The sequence below is a fragment of the Microbacterium sp. Be9 genome (assembly GCF_011754135.1).
Classification (GTDB): domain Bacteria; phylum Actinomycetota; class Actinomycetes; order Actinomycetales; family Microbacteriaceae; genus Microbacterium; species Microbacterium maritypicum_A.
The window spans coordinates 180,923-198,667 of sequence record NZ_WNWT01000003.1 but is presented as its reverse complement, the minus strand read 5'-3'; the positions used below and the strand labels follow the sequence as shown (position 1 = coordinate 198,667).

Below are 17,745 nucleotides of genomic sequence, written 5' to 3'. Positions count from 1 at the left end.
TCACGCTCCGATTCCGAGGAAGGCGAAGATGGGGCCGACCGAGACGATACCCATGTACCAGGTGAGCAGCGTCACGAGCGTACCGGCGACGAGCAGCCACATCGGGTACTTCTTCGAGCCGAGCAGGTCGCGACGGAACCAGCCGATGTACATGAACACCGTGAGTCCGATCGGCAGGATCAGGCCGTTGAAGCCGCCGACGAACACGAGGATCGCCGCAGGAGCGGTACCGATCGAGAGGTACACCGCCAGCGACACCACGATGAACGCGACGGTCGCGAGCTGCAGCGGCCACCCGCCCTTGAGCTTCGTGGTGAAGGTGGAGAGGAAGGTGGCGGAGGTGTAGGCCGCACCGATGACCGAGCTGATCGCCGCGGCCCAGAAGATCGCACCGAAGATGCGGAGGCCGGCGTCGCCGAGCACCGCGCCGAACGCCTGACCCGCGGGGTTCGCGCCCTGCCCGGAGAGGTCGAGCGTGACGCCGGAGGCCACGACGCCGAGGATCGCGAGGAACAGGACGTAGCGCATCACGCCGGTGACGAGGATGCCGTTGGTCGCCGCACGCATGACGGGGCCGGCGTGCTCCGGTCCGGTGTGTCCCGAGTCGAGGTAGCGGTGGGCGCCGGAGTACGTGATGTATCCGCCGACGGTGCCGCCGACGATGGTGGTGATGGTGGCGAAATTCAGCTCGTCGGGCACGAAGGTCTGGCGCAGCGCCTCGCCGATCGGCGGCTGGGCGATCACGGCCACGACCACGGTCATGACGATCATGGCGATTCCCAGCACGACCAGCACGATGTCCATCACGGGGCCCGCCTTCTTCACCAGGAAGATGATGATCGCGAGGGCCGCGGTGACCATGCCGCCGAGCTTGGGGTCGATGCCGAGCAGGGCGTTGAGTCCCAGTCCGCCACCGGCGATGTTCCCGATGTTGAAGGCCAGCCCGCCGATCACGACGAGCACGGCGATCAGGTGTCCGGAGAAGGGGATGGCGCTGTTCGCGAGTTCGCCGGCGCGCTTGCCGGACGAGGTGATCATGCGCCAGACGTTCAGCTGCACCGCGATGTCGACGAGGATCGAGATGAGGATCGCGAACGCGAAGGCGGCCCCCATCGTCGCTGTGAACGTGGCGGTCTGCGTGATGAAGCCGGGGCCGATGGCGCTGGTGGCCATGAGGAAGATCGCGCCGATGACGGCACTGCGGCCCGCGCGCTTCTTGGCGGACGAGAGGCGGGCTTCGTCCTCCGGGGAGAGGGAGGCGGTGGTCTGCTCTGACATGCGGGGGGTTCCCATCGTCGTTGGTGGGTGTCGGGTGACCCCCAGTGTAGAACGGATAGGCATTGATTGTTCAACAATCGTGTTACGGCCGTGCTACAGAACGGTTGCTTTCGTGTGATTTCCCTCCTGCGACCGCAGACGATGCCGCGGCTCCGCCGCCTACGATGAAGGCATGAACCAGCAGGGCCCGCTCGCCGACGTCCTCCGTCAGCGCATCATCGACGGCGACTTCGCGCCGGGGTCACGACTCTCGGAATCAGCCCTCGCCGAGCAGTTCGACGTCTCGCGCAACACGCTTCGCGAAGCCTTCCGTGTGCTCGCCGAGCAGGGCCTCGTCGAGCACATCCCCCACCGCGGGGTCTCGGTGGCGTCACCGACCATCGCCGACGTGATCGACATCTATCGGGCCCGCCGCGTGATCGAATGCACCGCACTGCGCCAGTCCGAGCCCGAGCACCCCGCCGTGCAGCTCATGCGCGAAGCCCTGGCCGAGGCCGAGGAGCAGCTGCCGCACGAGGATTGGCGACGTATCGGCAGCGCGAACATGGCCTTCCACGACGCGATCGTCGCCCTCGCCGACAGCGCACGGCTCGCCCGCACCTACCGCGATGTCGCCGCCGAGCTGCGTCTCGTCTTCCTCGAGATCGACGAGCCGAGGTCGCTGCACGAGCCGTACGTCCGTCGAAACCGCGCGGTGCTCACGGCTCTGCTGGAACAGGGACCCGAAGCCGCTGCGGAAGAACTCGAGCGCTACCTCACCGCATCGGAGCGCAGTGTCCTGGGAGCTTTCGCCCGCATGGGCCACGCCTGACCCCCGACGTCTCGCCGGGACGCACACCACCTTCGACCAGAACGACGTTCGGTATTTTTGACCTGAGTGCATAAATCTGTGAACGTGCCGGGAGATGCCTTGCCATCGCGTGAGAGCCATGCTTACCGTGAGCGCACTTCGACAGGATCGGCTGCGCAGAGTTGCTCACCTTTCCGCCGGGGGCCGCGTGCCGAGGGGGCGCGCGGAATCGTTCAGATCGAAAAGGACTACTACTTTGCGACTCACGAGAAAACTGGCGTTCGCCGCTACCGCGGCTGCTGCGCTCTGCCTCGGCACGGCCATCCCCGCTGCCGCGAATTCCGCACCCGACGCCGATGACATCCCCACCTTCCAGGAGTTCGAGGCGTCGACTTACCGAGACGTCGACGGTGCCTACGTCGTCAACGGAGACGAGGTGATCTCCAACCAGGGCGAACTGCGTTCGTTCTACGAGCAGCTCCTCGGCGCCGACCCCGTGACCAACGGTCTCATCGTCAACACCGTCAACAGCATCGACGACAAGTGGTCCGACGCGCAGGTGGCGAACCTCACCTATTGCGTCAGCACTGCCTTCGGTGCACGTCACGCCGACGTCGTGAACGCGATGGAAAGCGGTGCTGCCCTCTGGGAAGCCGCATCTTCGAAGATCGACTTCATCTACGACAGCAGCGCCGATGCCAACTGCACGACGCGCAACAACGCCGTCCTGTTCTCGGTGGAGCCGGTGCAGACGACGCAGTACATCGCCAGGGCCTTTTTCCCGAGCACCGCACCGCGTCTGCAGAACGTCCTCATCGACGACTCGATCTGGACCCCCGGCTCGTCCTGGACTCCGACGAACGTGCTCGGCCATGAACTGGGCCACGTGCTCGGCTTCCGCCACGAGCACACCCGCCCGGAGGCCGGCACCTGCTTCGAGGACAACAACTGGCGTCCTCTGACGCCGTACGACTCCTCGTCGATCATGCACTACCCGCAGTGCAACGGATCATCCGACGACCTGTCGATGACGAGCGTCGACACCGCCGGAGTCGTCTCCCTCTACGGGAACTGACACCGGTCAGCACGTCGGAATCAGCGGGGCCCGGTCGTTCGCGACCGGGCCCCGCGTTCGTCCGTCGTTCAGGCGGAGTCGCCCGGCAGTTGCTCGCGCCCCCGCAGAGCCGCCGTGGCCCGCGGCCGCGGCTCACCGTCACGCAGGGGAGCCGGTGGCGCGATGGACGCCGTGGGCTCGGGGAGTCCGTACCGTCGGAACATCCAGCGGCGGGCCTCCTCGAGCGGATACGTATCGCCGAAGACGGCGGATTTCACGAAGACACCCTCGATCGTGCTGCGCAGCATCACCTCTTCGAGCGCCGGGTCCTCGGCCCCCCGCGCGCGGAAGAGGTCACGGACCGCGTCCTCCGCCGCGGTGGCGCCCGCCTCGTGCCGGGCCTCCGACTCCGCGAAGAGTCGATGCGTGGCCGGCTGCTGCTGCATCGCGAGCACCGCGCGCTGCAGCGGTATCGCATAGGCGGTGGCCGTGAGAGCACCGTCGATCACCGCGGCGAGCATCTCGTCGGGCGTGCCCTCGACGCGGGCGAAGCCGAGCACGGTCTCGAACCAGCGATCGATCACGGCGGCGACGAGTTGCTCCTTGCCACCGAAGTGATAGTTCACGAGCCCCTGGGCGACGCCGGCACGCTTCGTGATCTCGGCGATGCTCGCCCCTGCGACGCCTCGTTCGCTGAACGTCTCGATCGCCGCCTGCAGGATGTTCTCCCTGGCACGCTCGCGGGCCAACCGGTTCTGCTCGTCGGAGCGCGCCACGTGGCATCCACCTCCTGAGTCCCGCCGGTCCGTCTTTCGAAATCGCCCCCCTGCCGTATAGATTACTCACTGAATGTTCGTTCAATCTATGAACCGACACGGATTCACCCTTCCCAGGAGCACCCATGCACTCTTTCGCGAGCGTCGACTTCAACAGCGTCACCTCGATCTTCGAATGGCTCGTGAGCCAGTGGTGGGCGTGGACGATCGTCGGGGTCGTCGTGCTGTTCTTCCTCGTGATCTGGATCCTGCCGGCCGCCAAGGTCAAGGCCTCGCCCGAGCACCCCACCACCGGGGTCGAAGCCGATGAGATCGCGCTCGGCTTCCTGCAGATCGTGAACCTGCCCTCAGGCGCCTGGAACGATCCGACCGCTTCGCTCCTCGACGACCGCGAGAAGAAGGTCCTCGTCGACCAGTGGGGCGTGCACACACGAGACGAATGGCTCGCCAACATCGAGCGCCTGAGCACCGTCCGCCGCCGTCGCGAGGTATGGATGCTGTACCTCGCCGTACGCACCGAACTCGCCCAGCGCCTCGGCCGCACGCCGAAGGCCAAGGAATGGCTCGCCGCCATCGTGCAGGAGGGCGGCGACAAGCGCGATGCACGCGCTTTCGTCACCTCGATCGAGTACGCCGAGACCGAGGTGCGCAAGCGCGTGGGCAAGGACATCGTCACCCCCGGGCTCTTCGTGAAGACCCTTGATGGCTACGGCCTGGGTCAGGCCGTAGCCATGACGACCTGGGGTGTCGCGCTCGGACACGGCGACGTCGCTGAGGCACGCGCGATCATCCACCGCATCAACGTCGAAGGGCGCCCGGCGTTCGAATCATGGGCCGACTTCGGCCTGAGCTACATCGTGGGACGTGTCATGCACTGGACGGACGGCAACGTCGATGAGAAGTCGTTCGAGAAGTTCGGCGACGGCTGGTCCGATTTCCAGGCCGCAGCGTCCGAGAAGCGCAACGGCCCGTGGGCGACGCTGTCATGGAGCCTGTGACCGTAGACCTGGAACCGCTGCGACGGAGCGCGGGCCTGCGCGACATCCGCACCTACGAGCGCATCTGCGGGATCCCGCCGCATCGCCGCTTCCTGGTGATCCTGGTGGTCGTGCTGCTGTTCGCCGCCGCGATGCTGACCGGGCTCTGGTTCCTCGGCCGCAGCGACATCCTCACGGTCGCCCCGATCCTCGGGGTGTTCGTGATCGGGTACACCGTGCTCGCCGCGGTCGGCTTCCTGTGGTGGGCGGTGAGATTGAGCCGGCGGGTGAAGGTCGCCGCGTTCGCCTGGCAGAACGGATGGGCCTACGCCGACATGCTCGAGCGCACCCGTCGCCCCGGCGCCGCGTTCGCCCGCGTGGTGCACGGGCGGGAGCGCGCGGTCATCGCCTGTGACGACACGCGGATGCCGTTCGAGTTGGGCATGCATCATTCGGTGTCACACGGGCAGGAGCGCGCCACGATCCAGCGGCCGTTCGCCTTCATCGAACTGCCGCTGCCGGCTTCCGTCCCGCACATCGTGCTCGCCAACCGGAAGCGCAGCATCGTCCCCACGCTCGGCCTCGGGCGTGGCGCCGCGCGCATGGATCTGGAAGGCGAGTTCGCGAAGACGTTCCGCCTCCTCGTGCCGGAGGGCTATCAGCAGGACGCTCTCTACATCTTCACCCCGGATCTCATGGCACGGGTTCTGGACCTCGGATCCGGCGCCGAGATCGAGCTCGTCTCCGACCGGCTCTACGTGTACCTCCCCGCAAGCACCCGATTCGACCGCGCCGAGACCATGACGGCCGCTCTCGTGCTGGCCGAGGAGTTCCACCGCCGCTTCGCCGCACGCACTGAGCTGTACCGCGACGACAACGCCGGCGACATCGCTGCCAGAGCGGGTGTGGCGGTCGGGCTGCGCGGTCAGCGACTGGGTGGTCGCGGAATCTCGGTCTTCGCAGTCGCGGGCACGACCGCGGTGCTGCTGCTGTCGGCAGGGCTCACCGCATTCTCTCTGTTCGGCGGCGACCTGCTCAGTACGTTCGTCGACTGACCACAAGACCCACGGCTGTGGGCCTGGCCCGGAGGGGGCGCCAGGGCCACAGCCGTGTTCATCCCCATCCGCCGATGAGTGGGAGCCGGATGCGACTCGTCAGGCGGATGCCCGGATCACGAGCTCCGTCGGCAGGATCGTCGTGGTCGGCGGGTCCTCCCCCGCGAGCCGCGACAACAGGATCCGGGCCATGGCCTCACCCTGCGCGTACATCGGCTGGCGCATCGTGGTCAACTGCGGATCGGTCGTGAGCGCGACCGAGGAGTCGTCGAAGCCGACCAGGGCGATGTCCTCCGGCACACGCACACCCGCCGAGCGGAGGGCGGTCAGGGCGCCACGGGCCATCAGGTCGCTCGCGACGAAGATCGCATCCGGACGCCCGCCGTCGAGCAGACGCCTGGCGGCCTCCGCACCGCTCGCCTCGCTGTAGTCGCCCTCCTCCTCGGCGTACGGGGCGAGGCCGGCATCCGCCAGAGCGGCGCGGAACCCCTGCACACGATCTTCCGAGGCGACCATCGTGAGCGGACCGGAGATCGTCGCGATGCGTGTGCGGCCGATGTCGATCAACCGCTGAGTGGCGTGCTTCGCTCCGGCGACATTGTCGACGTCGACGACGTAGTCCCCGTCGTGACGGCGCACCGGGCGGCCGCCGAAGACGACCGGTACGGCATCCGCGATCCGGTCGATGAACGCGTCGCTCGTGTGGTGCGAGACGATCAGCGCACCGTCCACGCCGCCGTTGCGCACGAAGCTGGTCATCTTGTCGCCGGGGTCATCGCTCGCGATGAGCAGGTTGAGCAGGTAGTCCGATCCGCCGAGCGCCCCGGTGATGCCCGCGACGATGGCTGCGAAGAACGGGTCGCCGAAGAAACGGGTGGTGTCCTCCGGCACGATCAGGGCGATGGCATGCGTCTGCCGTGAGGCGAGCGAGCGTGCGGCCCGATTGGGCACGTAGTTCAGCTCGTCGATCGCGGCGCGCACCGCTGCGAGGGCCTCCGGGCTCACGGCCGTCGACCCGTTCACGACCCGTGACACGGTCGACCGGGAGACACCGGCGGCGGATGCCACCTCTTCGATGGTCGCTCGGGGCGACATCAGCGTACGCACTCTTCCATCGCCCTATTCTCACCGGTTCGCGGGTGCGACGACGACCGTCTCGCTCCGAGTCGCGCAAATGGTCGCATCTCGGCCCCGGATACGACCATTCACGCGATTCGAGGGGCGGGCAGCGGGGTCAGAGCGCCCGGGCCGCGATGATGCGGGCGTACTCCCGACCTGAGTCCTTGAGCGTGCGCTCCTGGGTGTCGTAGTCGACGCGTACGATGCCGAACCGCTTGTCGTATCCCCACGCCCATTCGAAGTTGTCGAACAGCGACCAGTAGAAGTAGCCGCGCACATCGACACCCGCCTCGGCGGCATCGAGCACCGCGCCCAGGTGCAGGCGAAGGAACTCGGTGCGCTCGGCGTCGTGCACGCGCGTCTCGCCGTCTTCGACCGCCACGGCATCGTCGTAGGCCGCCCCGTTCTCGGTCATGTAGAGCACGGTGCCCGCGGGCTCGGCGTACTCGTTCCAGATCCGCTGCAGCACACGGGTGAGACCCTCGGGCTGCACCTCCCAGTTCTGCGCGGTGCGGGGCAACCCCCGCTCGACCGCGTGGATGCCGTCGCTCGACGGGTAGGGGCTGCGCCGCACGCGCTCGGTCTCGGGCTCCGCGGAGACCGGCCCCTCAGCCGGAGCAGTGCCCGATACGAGGTCGCCGTGGTAGTAGTTCACCCCCTGCGTGTCGATGTGCTGCGAGATCAGCTGGAGGTCGCCGCCCTGCACGGCCGCCTCGAACTGCGCGACCGCGTCGGCATCGACCGCGCGGATGTCTTCGACGATGTCGGCGGGGTAGCTGCCGCGGTAGATCGGGTCGAGGAACCAGCGGTTGAACTGTCCGTCCACGCGACGAGCCGCATCGACATCGGCCGGATTCTGCGGGTCGGCGGGGTCGGCGACCGTGTGGTTCAGGGTGATGCCGAGGTTGAGCGAGGCGTCGCGTCTGCGGAACTCCTGCACGGTCGTGCCGTGTGCGAGAAGCAGGTGGTGCGAGGCGAGCAGCCCCTCCGCGATGCTGGTGTGCCCGGGCGCATGCTCGCCGGCAGTGTACGAGAGGAACGACGAGCACCACGGCTCGTTCAACGTGGTCCACACGTTCACCCGGTCGCCGAGCGCGTCGTGCATGGTGCCGGCGTACTCCAGGAAGCGATCGACCGTGTCGCGGTTCGTCCAGCCACCGGCCTCCTGCAGGGCCTGCGGCATGTCCCAGTGGTACAGCGTCAACCAGGGCAGGATGTCGGCGGCGAGCAGCTCGTCGACCAGGCGCTCGTAGAAGTCCATGCCCGCCGTGTTGACGGCTCCACCGTCCGGACGCACCCGTGACCACGAGGTCGAGAAGCGGTACGTCTGCAGCCCGAGCCGCGTCATGAGCGCGACGTCCTGCGGGTAGCGGTGGTAGTGGTCGCAGGCGACGTCGCCGTTCTCGGCACCGATCACCGCGCCCGGCTCGCGCGAGAACGCGTCCCAGATCGAGGCCGTGCGCCCGTCCTCGAACGCCGCCCCCTCGATCTGGTACGCCGCGGTCGCGGCGCCGAACAGGAAGTTCTCGGGGAAGGAGCGGGTCATAGGGGTCATCCTTTCACCGCGCCCGCCATGATGCCACTGACCAGCTGCCGACCGGCGACCACGAAGAGCACGAGCAGCGGGAGGGTCGCGAGCACCGCGCCGGCGAGCACGATCGAGTAGTCGATGTAGTAGCCCGACTGCAGCTGGCTGAGCGCCGTCTGCAGGGTCGGGTTCTGCGGGGAGAGCACGATCAGCGGCCACAGGTAGTCGGTCCACGCCGTCATGAAGGTGAAGAGTCCGAGGATAGCCATGGCGGGGCGGGCTGCGGGGAGTCCGACGGTCAGGAAGGTCCGGAACTGGTTGGCGCCGTCCATACGGGCGGCCTCGATCAGCTCGTCCGGGATCACATCGACCAGGTACTGCCGCATGAAGAAGACGCCGAACGCGGTGACGAGTGTCGGCACGATGACCGCACCGATCGAACCGGTCCAGCCGAGCTCGCGCATCAGCATGAACAGCGGGATGATGCCCAGCTGCGTCGGGATCGCCATCGTCGCGATCACGAAGATCATCAGCCCGTCGCGTCCCTGGAACCGGAGCTTGGCGAAGGCGTAGCCCGCGAGCGTGGAGAAGGTGACGACCGAGAGCGTGATGATGCCGGAGATCAGGAACGAGTTGCCCAGCGCCAACCAGAACGGGATCGCGTCGAAGACCTTGGCCGCGTTCGTGAAGAAGTTGCCACCGGGGATCATCGGCAGCGTCTCACCGCGGGTGGCGTTCGTGCCGCTCGCGACGACGACCGACCACCACAGCGGATACACGCTGCCGATGATGAACGCGGCCAGGAGCCCGTATGTGAGGAAGCCGGGGCGGCTGCCGATCCCGGCGGTGCCGGACGATGCACTCCGGCGACGGCGGATCTTCTCGGGGACGCTCAGCGCCTGCGTGGCGGTCATCGCGCGTTCTCCTCGGTCGTGGTGGCGATCGTCGTTCCGGCGGCCGCCGCGGTCGCGGCCGCGTCGGTGGTGTGCGCGCGGCGGCGGGCCGCACGATTCTTCGGGGCGTCTCCTGTGGAGATCCGTCGGGAGATGAGGAAGTTGATCACGCCGATCCCGACGATCAGCAGGAACAGCAGGATGGCGACGGCCGATGCCTCCCCGAGGTTGCGACGGAAGAACGCCAGTTCCCAGAGGAACAGCACGGTGGTCTGGAACTGCCGGTCGCTGCCGCCGATGCCGCCGGCGGTCGACACGTCGAACAGGCGCGGCTCGGCGAAGATCTGCAGCCCGCCGATCGTCGCCGTGATGATGACGAAGATCAGAGTGGGACGGATCGTGGGGATGGTGATCGAGAAGAAGCGGCGCGCGGCGCCGGCCCCGTCGAGGGCCGCCGACTCGTAGAGGTCACGCGGCACGGCCTGCATCGCGGCCAGCAGGATGAGGGCGTTGTAGCCCGTCCAGCGGAAGTTCACCATGACGGCGATCGCGATGTGCGACAGCGCGGTGTTGTGCTTCCACTCCTGGTCCGCGATGCCGATGAGGTTGAGCAGGTTGTTGGCCAGACCGTCGGCCTCGTTGAAGATGCTCGAGAAGATGATGGCGACCGCGACCGGGGTGACCACGAACGGGATCAGCACGCTCATGCGCCAGAACGTCGGGGCGCGCAGGCCCCGGTCGAGGAGGTAGGCGATCACGAGGGCCACGGCCAGCTGCGGGATCGCGGAGAGCAGGAAGATGCTCAGGGTGTTGCCGATCGAGTTCCAGAACATCGCGTCGCCGAGGATCTCGACGAAGTTGCCGACCCCGACGAACTCGCCTTCGCCCTTGAGCAGGTCCCACTCGTGCACCGCCACCCAGACCGTGTAGAGCAGCGGGAACAGGCCGACCAGCCCGAACAGCAGGAAGAACGGCGAGATGTAGAAGTACGGCGAGGCGTTCTGGTCGAACCGTGAGACGCGGTGGCGCCAGGAGCGTTTCGGTGCGGCATCCTTCGCGGGGGATGCCGCGCGCTGCTGTTCCGCGGGCGGGGCGGTGAGTGTCATGGGGTGTCCTTGTCCCGGGGTTCCGAGGAGTTCCGGTCGCAGTTCCTGCCGCCGGCCGTGGGGTGGCGACGGCGGGAACTGCGACCGGAAGGGGGATGTCAGCCGACGAGGTCGTTCAGCAGACCGATGGCCTGGTCCCAGGCGCCCTGGGTGTCGGTGTCGCCGCGGTCGAGGCTGCTGAGCGCCGGACCGAAGACGTTCTCCTGGATCACCGAGTCATCGGCACCCTTGAACTGGGCGACGACGCCCTTGGCGCGCTCGGCGAGGATCGCCCCGGTCGGCGCGTCGTTGAAGAACGCGTTCGGCGTCGCATCCGCGGCGAGCGTCTCCTGCGCCTTGATCGTCGAGGGGAAGTTGCCCGCGGCGGCGGACTGCTTGACCTGCTGCTCGGGCTGCGTCAGCCAGTCGGCCAGCTCGGCGGCCGCCTTCTTGTGCTGCGAAGTCTCGGGGATCGACAGGAACGCGCCGCCCCAGTTCGCCGCTCCTCCGGGGAACACGTCGGCGAAGTCCCATCCGGTCGACGCGTCGCCGCCACCGGCTTCGACCTGACCCTGCACGACACCGAGCATCCAGCCCGGGCACACGAAGGTCGCGAAGGTGCCGTCGACGAAAGACTTGCCGCCGTTCCAGTCCCACGCGGTCTGCGCGGCGGACTGGCCGCCCTCGGTCGCGGCGCCCAGCAGCTCGAAGCGCTCCTTGAGCTCGGCGTTGTCCTCGACGTTCAGCTCGCCGTCGGTCGTGTAGTAGCCCTCGTCGAGCTGGTTCACCATGGCGTTCCAGACGAAGCCGGAGTGGTCGTACCAGGCCTTGCCGGTCTTCGCGGTGTAGTCGGCGCCCACCTGGAAGTAGTTCTCCCAGTCGCCGTTGAGGAGCTCGGCCACCGACTCGCGGTCGCTCGGGAGCCCGGCCGCCTCGAATGCGGCGCCGTTGTAGCAGATGCCGCTCGGGCCGATGTCGGTGCCGTAGCCGATGACGCGGCCTTCGGCGTCGGTCGCCTGGCCGTACTTCCAGTCGACCCAGTCGTCCTTGCGGTCCTCGATGCCGTAGTCGCGCAGGTCGACGAAGGTGTCGGAGACGTCCATGATCGCGCCGAGCCAGCCCTCTTCGACCGCGACGATGTCGCTGAGGCCGGAGCCGGCGGCGATCTTGGTGAACGCATCGGTGCGGGCGTTGCCGCCGGTGTCGATGTTGGTCGCCTCGATCGTGACGTTCGGGTGAGCCTTCTCGTACTCCTTGTAGAGATCTTCGTAGCCGAAGGTGCCGAACGTGGTGACGGTCAGCGTGACCTCTTCGTCGGCGCTCCCCTCCGTGGAATCGCCGGTGCTGCCGGAGCAGCCGGCGAGGGCGAGAGCGGAGACGGATGCCACGGCGGCAATCACGAGGATCCGGTTGCGGGCACGTGTGTTCACAGTTCACTCCTTTGTGGTGGTCGTGCGGTGTGTGGTGCGTCGAGACGTTGTGGGAGCGCTCCCACGAACTGAGCAGTCACTCTATGGGAGCGCTCCCACGGTGTCAACCCAGCCGCCGCGGGGTACCCTTGGGCAGTGCCCGAAGCCACGCTCTCCCCTGCCCTCGTCCGCGCCGAAGCCCTGATCCGCAACGTGCCGGACTACCCGCAACCGGGCATCATCTTCCGCGACATCACGCCACTCCTCGCCGACGCCGAGGCCCTCCGCGTGACGACCGAGGCGATCATCGAACCCTTCGCCGGCCAGTTCGACGTGATCGCGGGCATCGAGGCGCGCGGCTTCATCCTCGCCAGCGCTGCCGCCATCGCCGCAGGCGTCGGACTCATCCCGATCCGCAAGGCCGGCAAGCTGCCGCGCCCCGCGGCATCCGTCGACTACGCCCTCGAGTACGGCACCGCCACGATCGAGATGCACGACGACCTGCCCCCCGGATCCCGCGTGCTGCTGATCGACGATGTGCTCGCCACCGGAGGGACCCTCGCGGCCGGACGCGAGCTCGTCGAGCGCCTCGGCAGCCATGTCATCGGCATCTCGGTGCTGTTCGAGATCGACGGTCTCGGCGGCCGCGAGGCGGTCGGCGACCTGCACACCGTCTTCCACTCCGCATAACCCCCACCCCCCCACTCCCTCACGCCCCCACGCCCACGCACACGCACTGCTCGTCGAGCGCACGGGTACTCGGCGAGCGCACGGCATCCCCCCGCACGCGGGCCGTGCACTCGGCGAGATGTCGTGCACTCGACGTCGAGTGGGCGGGGCGAGGGCGGGTGAGCCGAGGGCAGTAGACTGGATGCGCCCGTCCGCCCGCGACTCTTGGAGCCGTCATGCCCACCATCGTCGTCGACGTCATGCCCAAGCCCGAACTGCTCGACCCGCAGGGGAAGGCCGTCTCCGGCGCCTTCGCCCGCCTCGGCGTCGAGGGCTTCACCGACGTCCGCATCGGCAAGCGCTTCGAGCTCACCGTCGAAGGCGAGGTCACCGACGAGGTTCTCGCCGAGGCCCGGCGCATCGCCGACGAGGTGCTCTCCAACTCCGTGATCGAGGACGTCGTCGGCATCGAGGTCGCGGAGTGACCGTTCGCATCGGCGTCATCACCTTCCCCGGCTCGCTCGACGACCGCGACGCCCAGCGCGCCGTGCGCATCGCCGGCGCAGAGCCGGTCGCCCTGTGGCACGGCTCGCACGACCTCGAGGGCGTCGACGCACTCGTCCTCCCCGGTGGCTTCAGCTACGGCGATTACCTGCGCGCCGGCGCGATCGCCGCGCTCTCGCCGATCATGAGCGAGGTCAAGGATGCCGCCGCGAAGGGAATGCCCGTGCTCGGCATCTGCAACGGTTTCCAGATGCTCGTCGAGGCTCACCTGCTGCCCGGCGGCCTGATCCGCAACAACCACCAGCACTTCGTGCGTCGCGACCAGAAGCTCACGGTCGAGAACTCCGACACCGCGTGGACCAATGCGTTCCGCACCGGCCAGGAGATCGTGATCCCGCTCAAGAACGCCGACGGCGGCTACATCGCCGACGAGCAGACCCTCGACCGTATCGAGGGCGAGGGGCTCGTGGCCTTCCGCTACGCCGGAGTCAACCCGAACGGATCGCTCCGCGACATCGCCGCTCTCACCAACGAGGCGGGCAACGTGGTCGGGCTCATGCCGCACCCCGAGCACGCCACCGAGGCGGGCTTCGGCCCCGACACCGCTGTCGCCATGCGCAGCGGCATCGACGGACTCGACTTCTTCACGAGCGCCATCGCCGCGGTCGCCCGCGTCGCCGCATAACCTCAGGCGGGTCCGCCGTCAGGCGGGTCCGCCGTCAGGCCGGTCGAACGGCAGGCCGGTCCGCCGTCAGGCCGGTCGAACGGCAGGTCAGTCGGCAGGCAGGGTGAACGGCAGGTCAGTCGGCAGGCAGGGTGAACGGATTGTCCCCCGCCGCCGCGAGCAGGTACCAGGCCGTCGCGCCCGTGTGCAGGCTGGCGTAGTAGAGGTCGCCGAAACCCGAGTCGAGACCGTCGTTCGAGGTCGCGACGATCCCCTTGCCGTCACCGTTCGGAGCATCGCGCTGCGCCAGACGGATGCTGCTCAGCAACGTCTCGGCCCGGTCGGCGTCTCCCGGGCCGTCGCGGAGCGTGAGGGCGAGCGCGAGGTGTCCGCTCCCCTCGAACCAGGCCTTCGACACATCGACCTCGCTGATCGAGGGGCCCGTGTACGGGCCGTCGGTGGCGATCAGGTTCGCGAGCGTCCAGTCCAGCGCGGCGCCGTAGCGGGGGTCGCCCGTGGCGAGTGAACTCCACGTCTGCGCATCCAGCGGAATGGGACGGGTGTTGATGGTCGAACCGTCGAGGCCCGTGCCGGTGTCGACGTGGCCGTCCGCACTCTGCATGGCCGCGACGAAGCCGGCGGCGACCGCTGCCCGATCGGACCACACGGGGTCGCCGGTGAGCTGAGCCAATTGCGTGAAGAACCCCGAGACGTCGCTGTTGTGCTCGGTGGACTTCCAGGTCAGCGACGTGCCGTCCTCGAGCTGACCCCCGGTGTACCCGTACGGGGCTCGGAGCATGTCGGCCGTGTTGTCCTGGATCCACTGGCCCACACGCAGCGCGCCGTCGAGGTACCGCGAATCTCCGGTGGCGTGCGCGAGACGCGCGAGAGCCAATCCGACCCACGCCTGGTTCCCGGTGAAGCTGCCGGGGCCGGTGATCTCCACCCGCCCCTCGCGGATGCCGTGCGGTTCGTACGACGCCCGTGTGCGGCCGTCGCCGATCGGGTCGTTCTCCTGCACGAAGAGCAGGGTGTCGCCGATCGCCCGCGCGCGACGGAGGTCGTCCGGAAGCCCCCTGGCGGTGTACGCGATGATCACGAGCGCATCGTCGTAGACGAACGAGGGGGTGAAGTCCCAGCTCGGAGTGGTGAAGAATCCGCCCTCGTAGCTGCGCGGCAGACAGTGTCCGGCTCCATCGCAGAACTGGTCGACGCGCGTATCCAGGAACTCGTAGGCCAGCGCGACGGACTGCGAGGGATCCAGGCCACTCGCACCGGATGCCTGGTCATCCGACGGGCGCATGGCTCCCCACGCGGCAGGAGCCGCGCCCACCAGCACAACTGCGGCGACGAGCGCGGCGGCGACCGCCCACGGCGCCGATCGGCGCGAAGATCCGGACATCGAGACCCCTCGGTCTGAACCGCGCGCGGGTCCGCAGCACGCGGGTGACCGGCAGGTCACCCAGCGAGCCTCGCACCCCGCATGCGCTCGCAGAAGCGGCGAAGGTCTAGAGATGGCTCTCCGATCGGCGAGTCCTCCGAACCGACCCGGCTACCGGTTCGCCGGTCCCCCGGGAGGCGGAGCGGTACCTCAGGCGAGCGCCGGCGGCCAGACGCCGATGATGATCGCCATGACGACGACCGTGACCAGCTCGTGCGCGATGTTCAGTGTGGTGAGTCGGGTCGAGCGCCCCTCGAACGCGTCGTGCGTGATGAAACGGGCGGCCGTGAACCCCGCCCACAGCGTGACAGCGGTGACGACGGCGCCCCAGAAGTACGATCCGCCGTAGAAGTGCCACGCGATCGACGAGGCGCCGGCGAGCACCCAGGCCGTGATGAAGCTCACGATGACCGTGGTGATGATCGGCCAGGCCGCTGTGGCCGCAGGACGATCCATGTCGACGTTCGCGAGCTTCGACCAGCGCGTGCCGAACACCTTCGGGGCATACCAGACCGAGCCGACGAGCATGCTCGACGCGGTGGCCAGCAGGACCGCCCAGTAGTTGATCTCGGGAACCATGACAGCCTCCACTCATCGGATGCCTCACCCTACTCCCCGCCTGCGATCGCACCGCCGGCGACACCGGTATGAGACCGCGACGGATGCCTGACCACGGACGCTGGACGATCATGCGAATGACCGACCGTCATGCAAGTGGCGCGGCCTCGGCCGGCGGAATCCGCGGCACCGAACCGATTCGATCCCCGCTCTGGCATGAATGTAAGCGTTTGCACTAGCCTGTTCCCATGGCACAGCTTGAGCAGATCGCAGCCCCCGGTTCCGAGTGGTGGCGCAGCGCCGTCATCTACCAGATCTACCCCCGATCCTTCGCGGACGCCTCGGGTGACGGCATCGGCGACCTGCCGGGCATCACCAGCCGACTCGATGCGCTGCAGGAGCTCGGCGTCGACGCGATCTGGCTGAGCCCGTTCATGACCAGCCCGCAGCGCGACGCGGGTTACGACGTGGCCGACTACCGCGACGTCGACCCGCTGTTCGGCACGCTGGCCGACTTCGACGACATGCTCGAGGCTGCCCATGCCCGCAACATCCGCGTGGTGGTCGACCTGGTGCCGAACCACTCGTCCGACCAGCACGTCTGGTTCCAGCAGGCGTTGAAGGCCGGCCCGGGCAGCCCCGAGCGCGCGCGCTACATCTTCCGCGACGGCAAGGGCGAGAACGGCGAGCTCCCGCCGAACAACTGGGAATCCGTGTTCGGCGGCGGCATGTGGGAGCGCGTCGTCGAGGCCGACGGCACGCCGGGCCAGTGGTACCTGCACATCTTCGACGCCACTCAGCCCGACTTCGACTGGACCAACGAAGAGGTGCGCGAGGAGTTCCGCTCCATCCTGCGCTTCTGGCTCGACCGCGGTGTCGACGGGTTCCGCGTCGACGTGGCCCACGGCATGATCAAGGCCGATGGCCTGCCCGACTACACGCCCCCGAGCGATGCCGATTCCATGGGCGGCGGCGAGTCGAACGTGCCGTACTGGGGCCAGGACGGCGTGCACGACATCTACCGCGACTGGCACAAGGTGCTCGCCGAGTACGACGGCGACCGCGCCCTGTGCGGCGAGGCCTGGATGCCGACGCTCAAGCAGACGGCCCTGTGGGTGCGTCCGGACGAGATGCACCAGACGTTCAACTTCCCGTACCTGATGACGCCGTGGAACGCGAAGGCCCTCGGCGACGTCATCCGGGAGTCGCTCGACGACTTCGGCGCGGTCGGCGCCCCGAGCACCTGGGTGCTCTCGAACCACGATGTGGTGCGCCACGCCTCGCGCCTCGCGCTGACGGCGGACAACCCCCAGGGCGAGGGCATCGGCCCGAACACCCCGAGCAAGCCCGACACCGCGATCGGCCTGGCCCGCGCCCGCGCCGCGACCACGCTGATGCTGGCACTGCCCGGTTCGTCGTACCTGTACCAGGGCGAAGAGCTCGGCCTGCCCGAGGCCATGGAGATCCCGGACGAGTATCGTCAGGACCCGACCTGGTTCCGCACGAACGGCGAGCGCTACGGTCGTGACGGATGCCGCGTGCCCCTGCCCTGGGAGGCCGAGGCTCCGGCCTTCGGATTCAACGACACCGGTCTCTCGTGGCTCCCGCAGCCCGCAGACTGGGCGGCCTACGCCCGCGACGTCGAAGAGGTCGATCCCGCATCGACGCTCGCGCTGTACAAGCGTCTGCTGGCCGCGCGCCGCGAGCACGGCTTCGGCAGCGGCTCGCTGGTCTGGGAAGACGCCGGTCCCGACGCGGTCGCCTTCCGACGTGGTGACGTGCACGTCGTCGCGAACCTCGGCACGGCGCCGATCGAGCTGCCGGCCGACGCCTTCGTGATGCTGCAGAGCCAGCCGTTCGAAGGCGCGTCGATCCCGGTCGACACCGCCGTCTGGTACACCACAGCGACGCAGGCCTGACATGCCCTTCCGGTCGCGATTCCTGT

The 17,745-nt window shown here is 68.3% G+C and carries 17 protein-coding genes; 8 read left to right on the top strand and 9 right to left on the bottom strand.

Features of this window, described 5'->3' with window-relative positions:
• Window positions 1–1,278, bottom strand: coding sequence for an NRAMP family divalent metal transporter (locus tag GLO27_RS03785; RefSeq protein WP_021199227.1), 1,278 nt, complete (start codon window positions 1,276–1,278; stop codon window positions 1–3).
• A 172-nt stretch (window positions 1,279–1,450) separates the two neighbouring features.
• Between GLO27_RS03785 and GLO27_RS03780 the strand changes: the two genes are divergently transcribed.
• Both GLO27_RS03780 and GLO27_RS03775 read left to right on the top strand, forming a co-directional pair.
• A complete protein-coding gene (locus GLO27_RS03780) occupies window positions 1,451–2,089 on the top strand; it encodes a GntR family transcriptional regulator (RefSeq protein ID WP_021199228.1) in 639 nt (212 codons plus the stop codon).
• A 235-nt stretch (window positions 2,090–2,324) separates the two neighbouring features.
• Window positions 2,325–3,143 carry a M57 family metalloprotease gene (locus tag GLO27_RS03775; protein ID WP_167253677.1) on the top strand — a complete coding sequence of 273 codons (819 nt, stop codon included), beginning with the start codon at window positions 2,325–2,327 and terminating at the stop codon, window positions 3,141–3,143.
• Between the two features lie 68 nt (window positions 3,144–3,211).
• Here the strand turns inward: GLO27_RS03775 and GLO27_RS03770 are convergent, their stop codons facing one another.
• Complete coding sequence (locus GLO27_RS03770; RefSeq protein ID WP_021199230.1) at window positions 3,212–3,898, bottom strand: TetR family transcriptional regulator; 687 nt, start codon at window positions 3,896–3,898, stop codon at window positions 3,212–3,214.
• Between the two features lie 125 nt (window positions 3,899–4,023).
• Between GLO27_RS03770 and GLO27_RS03765 the strand changes: the two genes are divergently transcribed.
• Both GLO27_RS03765 and GLO27_RS03760 read left to right on the top strand, forming a co-directional pair.
• Window positions 4,024–4,896 carry a DUF1266 domain-containing protein gene (locus GLO27_RS03765; protein ID WP_021199231.1) on the top strand — a complete coding sequence of 291 codons (873 nt, stop codon included), beginning with the start codon at window positions 4,024–4,026 and terminating at the stop codon, window positions 4,894–4,896.
• Window positions 4,893–5,930: a hypothetical protein gene (locus tag GLO27_RS03760; protein ID WP_167253675.1), complete on the top strand. Its 1,038-nt coding sequence runs from the start codon at window positions 4,893–4,895 to the stop codon at window positions 5,928–5,930. The genes GLO27_RS03765 and GLO27_RS03760 overlap by 4 nt, the downstream gene beginning before the upstream one ends.
• A gap of 99 nt (window positions 5,931–6,029) precedes the next feature.
• Here GLO27_RS03760 and GLO27_RS03755 read toward each other — a convergent pair whose 3' ends face one another.
• From GLO27_RS03755 to GLO27_RS03735, 5 genes are all read right to left on the bottom strand, one after another.
• On the bottom strand, window positions 6,030–7,025 hold the full coding sequence (locus tag GLO27_RS03755; protein ID WP_021199233.1) for a LacI family DNA-binding transcriptional regulator: 996 nt from the start codon (window positions 7,023–7,025) through the stop codon (window positions 6,030–6,032).
• Window positions 7,026–7,164: 139 nt separating this feature from the next.
• Window positions 7,165–8,595, bottom strand: a complete 1,431-nt coding sequence (locus tag GLO27_RS03750) for a GH1 family beta-glucosidase (RefSeq protein WP_208323523.1) — start codon at window positions 8,593–8,595, stop codon at window positions 7,165–7,167.
• 5 nt (window positions 8,596–8,600) lie between these two features.
• On the bottom strand, window positions 8,601–9,491 hold the full coding sequence (locus tag GLO27_RS03745) for a carbohydrate ABC transporter permease (RefSeq protein ID WP_021199235.1): 891 nt from the start codon (window positions 9,489–9,491) through the stop codon (window positions 8,601–8,603).
• Window positions 9,488–10,576, bottom strand: coding sequence for a sugar ABC transporter permease (locus tag GLO27_RS03740; RefSeq protein WP_021199236.1), 1,089 nt, complete (start codon window positions 10,574–10,576; stop codon window positions 9,488–9,490). Before GLO27_RS03740 ends, GLO27_RS03745 begins: the two co-directional genes overlap by 4 nt.
• A 98-nt stretch (window positions 10,577–10,674) precedes the next feature.
• Window positions 10,675–11,985 carry an ABC transporter substrate-binding protein gene (locus tag GLO27_RS03735; RefSeq protein ID WP_167253671.1) on the bottom strand — a complete coding sequence of 437 codons (1,311 nt, stop codon included), beginning with the start codon at window positions 11,983–11,985 and terminating at the stop codon, window positions 10,675–10,677.
• A 135-nt stretch (window positions 11,986–12,120) separates the two neighbouring features.
• On the opposite strand from GLO27_RS03735, the gene GLO27_RS03730 reads away from it, so the two are divergent.
• From GLO27_RS03730 to purQ, 3 genes are all read left to right on the top strand, one after another.
• Window positions 12,121–12,654, top strand: coding sequence for an adenine phosphoribosyltransferase (locus GLO27_RS03730; RefSeq protein ID WP_029258801.1), 534 nt, complete (start codon window positions 12,121–12,123; stop codon window positions 12,652–12,654).
• A gap of 215 nt (window positions 12,655–12,869) precedes the next feature.
• Window positions 12,870–13,118 (top strand): phosphoribosylformylglycinamidine synthase subunit PurS, encoded by a 249-nt coding sequence (purS, locus tag GLO27_RS03725; protein WP_017204254.1) that lies wholly within the window; start codon window positions 12,870–12,872, stop codon window positions 13,116–13,118.
• Entirely contained in the window at window positions 13,115–13,822 is a 708-nt protein-coding gene (gene purQ / locus GLO27_RS03720; RefSeq protein ID WP_167253669.1) for a phosphoribosylformylglycinamidine synthase subunit PurQ, read from the top strand. Before purS ends, purQ begins: the two co-directional genes overlap by 4 nt.
• Window positions 13,823–13,937: 115 nt before the next feature.
• On the opposite strand, the gene GLO27_RS03715 is transcribed toward purQ, so the two are convergent.
• Together GLO27_RS03715 and GLO27_RS03710 are read right to left on the bottom strand one after the other, a co-directional pair.
• A complete protein-coding gene (locus tag GLO27_RS03715) occupies window positions 13,938–15,203 on the bottom strand; it encodes a hypothetical protein (protein ID WP_167253667.1) in 1,266 nt (421 codons plus the stop codon).
• Between the two features lie 189 nt (window positions 15,204–15,392).
• The gene (locus tag GLO27_RS03710) at window positions 15,393–15,821 is read right to left on the bottom strand and encodes a DUF1761 domain-containing protein (RefSeq protein WP_021199241.1); all 429 of its coding nucleotides are present in this window, start codon (window positions 15,819–15,821) and stop codon (window positions 15,393–15,395) included.
• A gap of 227 nt (window positions 15,822–16,048) precedes the next feature.
• Between GLO27_RS03710 and GLO27_RS03705 the strand changes: the two genes are divergently transcribed.
• Window positions 16,049–17,719 (top strand): glycoside hydrolase family 13 protein, encoded by a 1,671-nt coding sequence (locus GLO27_RS03705; RefSeq protein WP_167253665.1) that lies wholly within the window; start codon window positions 16,049–16,051, stop codon window positions 17,717–17,719.
• Window positions 17,720–17,745: the final 26 nt, after the last annotated feature.

What these genes read in the sequence shown, in the direction of transcription:
- GLO27_RS03710 (WP_021199241.1), bottom strand. Translation starts at nt 15,821, where the DNA reads ATGGTTCCCGAGATCAACTACTGGGCGGTCCTGCTGGCCACCGCGTCG.
- GLO27_RS03765 (WP_021199231.1), top strand. Translation starts at nt 4,024, where the DNA reads ATGCACTCTTTCGCGAGCGTCGACTTCAACAGCGTCACCTCGATCTTC.
- GLO27_RS03715 (WP_167253667.1), bottom strand. Translation starts at nt 15,203, where the DNA reads ATGTCCGGATCTTCGCGCCGATCGGCGCCGTGGGCGGTCGCCGCCGCG.
- GLO27_RS03705 (WP_167253665.1), top strand. Translation starts at nt 16,049, where the DNA reads ATGGCACAGCTTGAGCAGATCGCAGCCCCCGGTTCCGAGTGGTGGCGC.
- GLO27_RS03780 (WP_021199228.1), top strand. Translation starts at nt 1,451, where the DNA reads ATGAACCAGCAGGGCCCGCTCGCCGACGTCCTCCGTCAGCGCATCATC.
- GLO27_RS03740 (WP_021199236.1), bottom strand. Translation starts at nt 10,576, where the DNA reads ATGACACTCACCGCCCCGCCCGCGGAACAGCAGCGCGCGGCATCCCCC.
- GLO27_RS03745 (WP_021199235.1), bottom strand. Translation starts at nt 9,491, where the DNA reads ATGACCGCCACGCAGGCGCTGAGCGTCCCCGAGAAGATCCGCCGTCGC.
- purS (WP_017204254.1), top strand. Translation starts at nt 12,870, where the DNA reads ATGCCCACCATCGTCGTCGACGTCATGCCCAAGCCCGAACTGCTCGAC.
- GLO27_RS03785 (WP_021199227.1), bottom strand. Translation starts at nt 1,278, where the DNA reads ATGTCAGAGCAGACCACCGCCTCCCTCTCCCCGGAGGACGAAGCCCGC.
- GLO27_RS03755 (WP_021199233.1), bottom strand. Translation starts at nt 7,025, where the DNA reads ATGTCGCCCCGAGCGACCATCGAAGAGGTGGCATCCGCCGCCGGTGTC.
- GLO27_RS03750 (WP_208323523.1), bottom strand. Translation starts at nt 8,595, where the DNA reads ATGACCCGCTCCTTCCCCGAGAACTTCCTGTTCGGCGCCGCGACCGCG.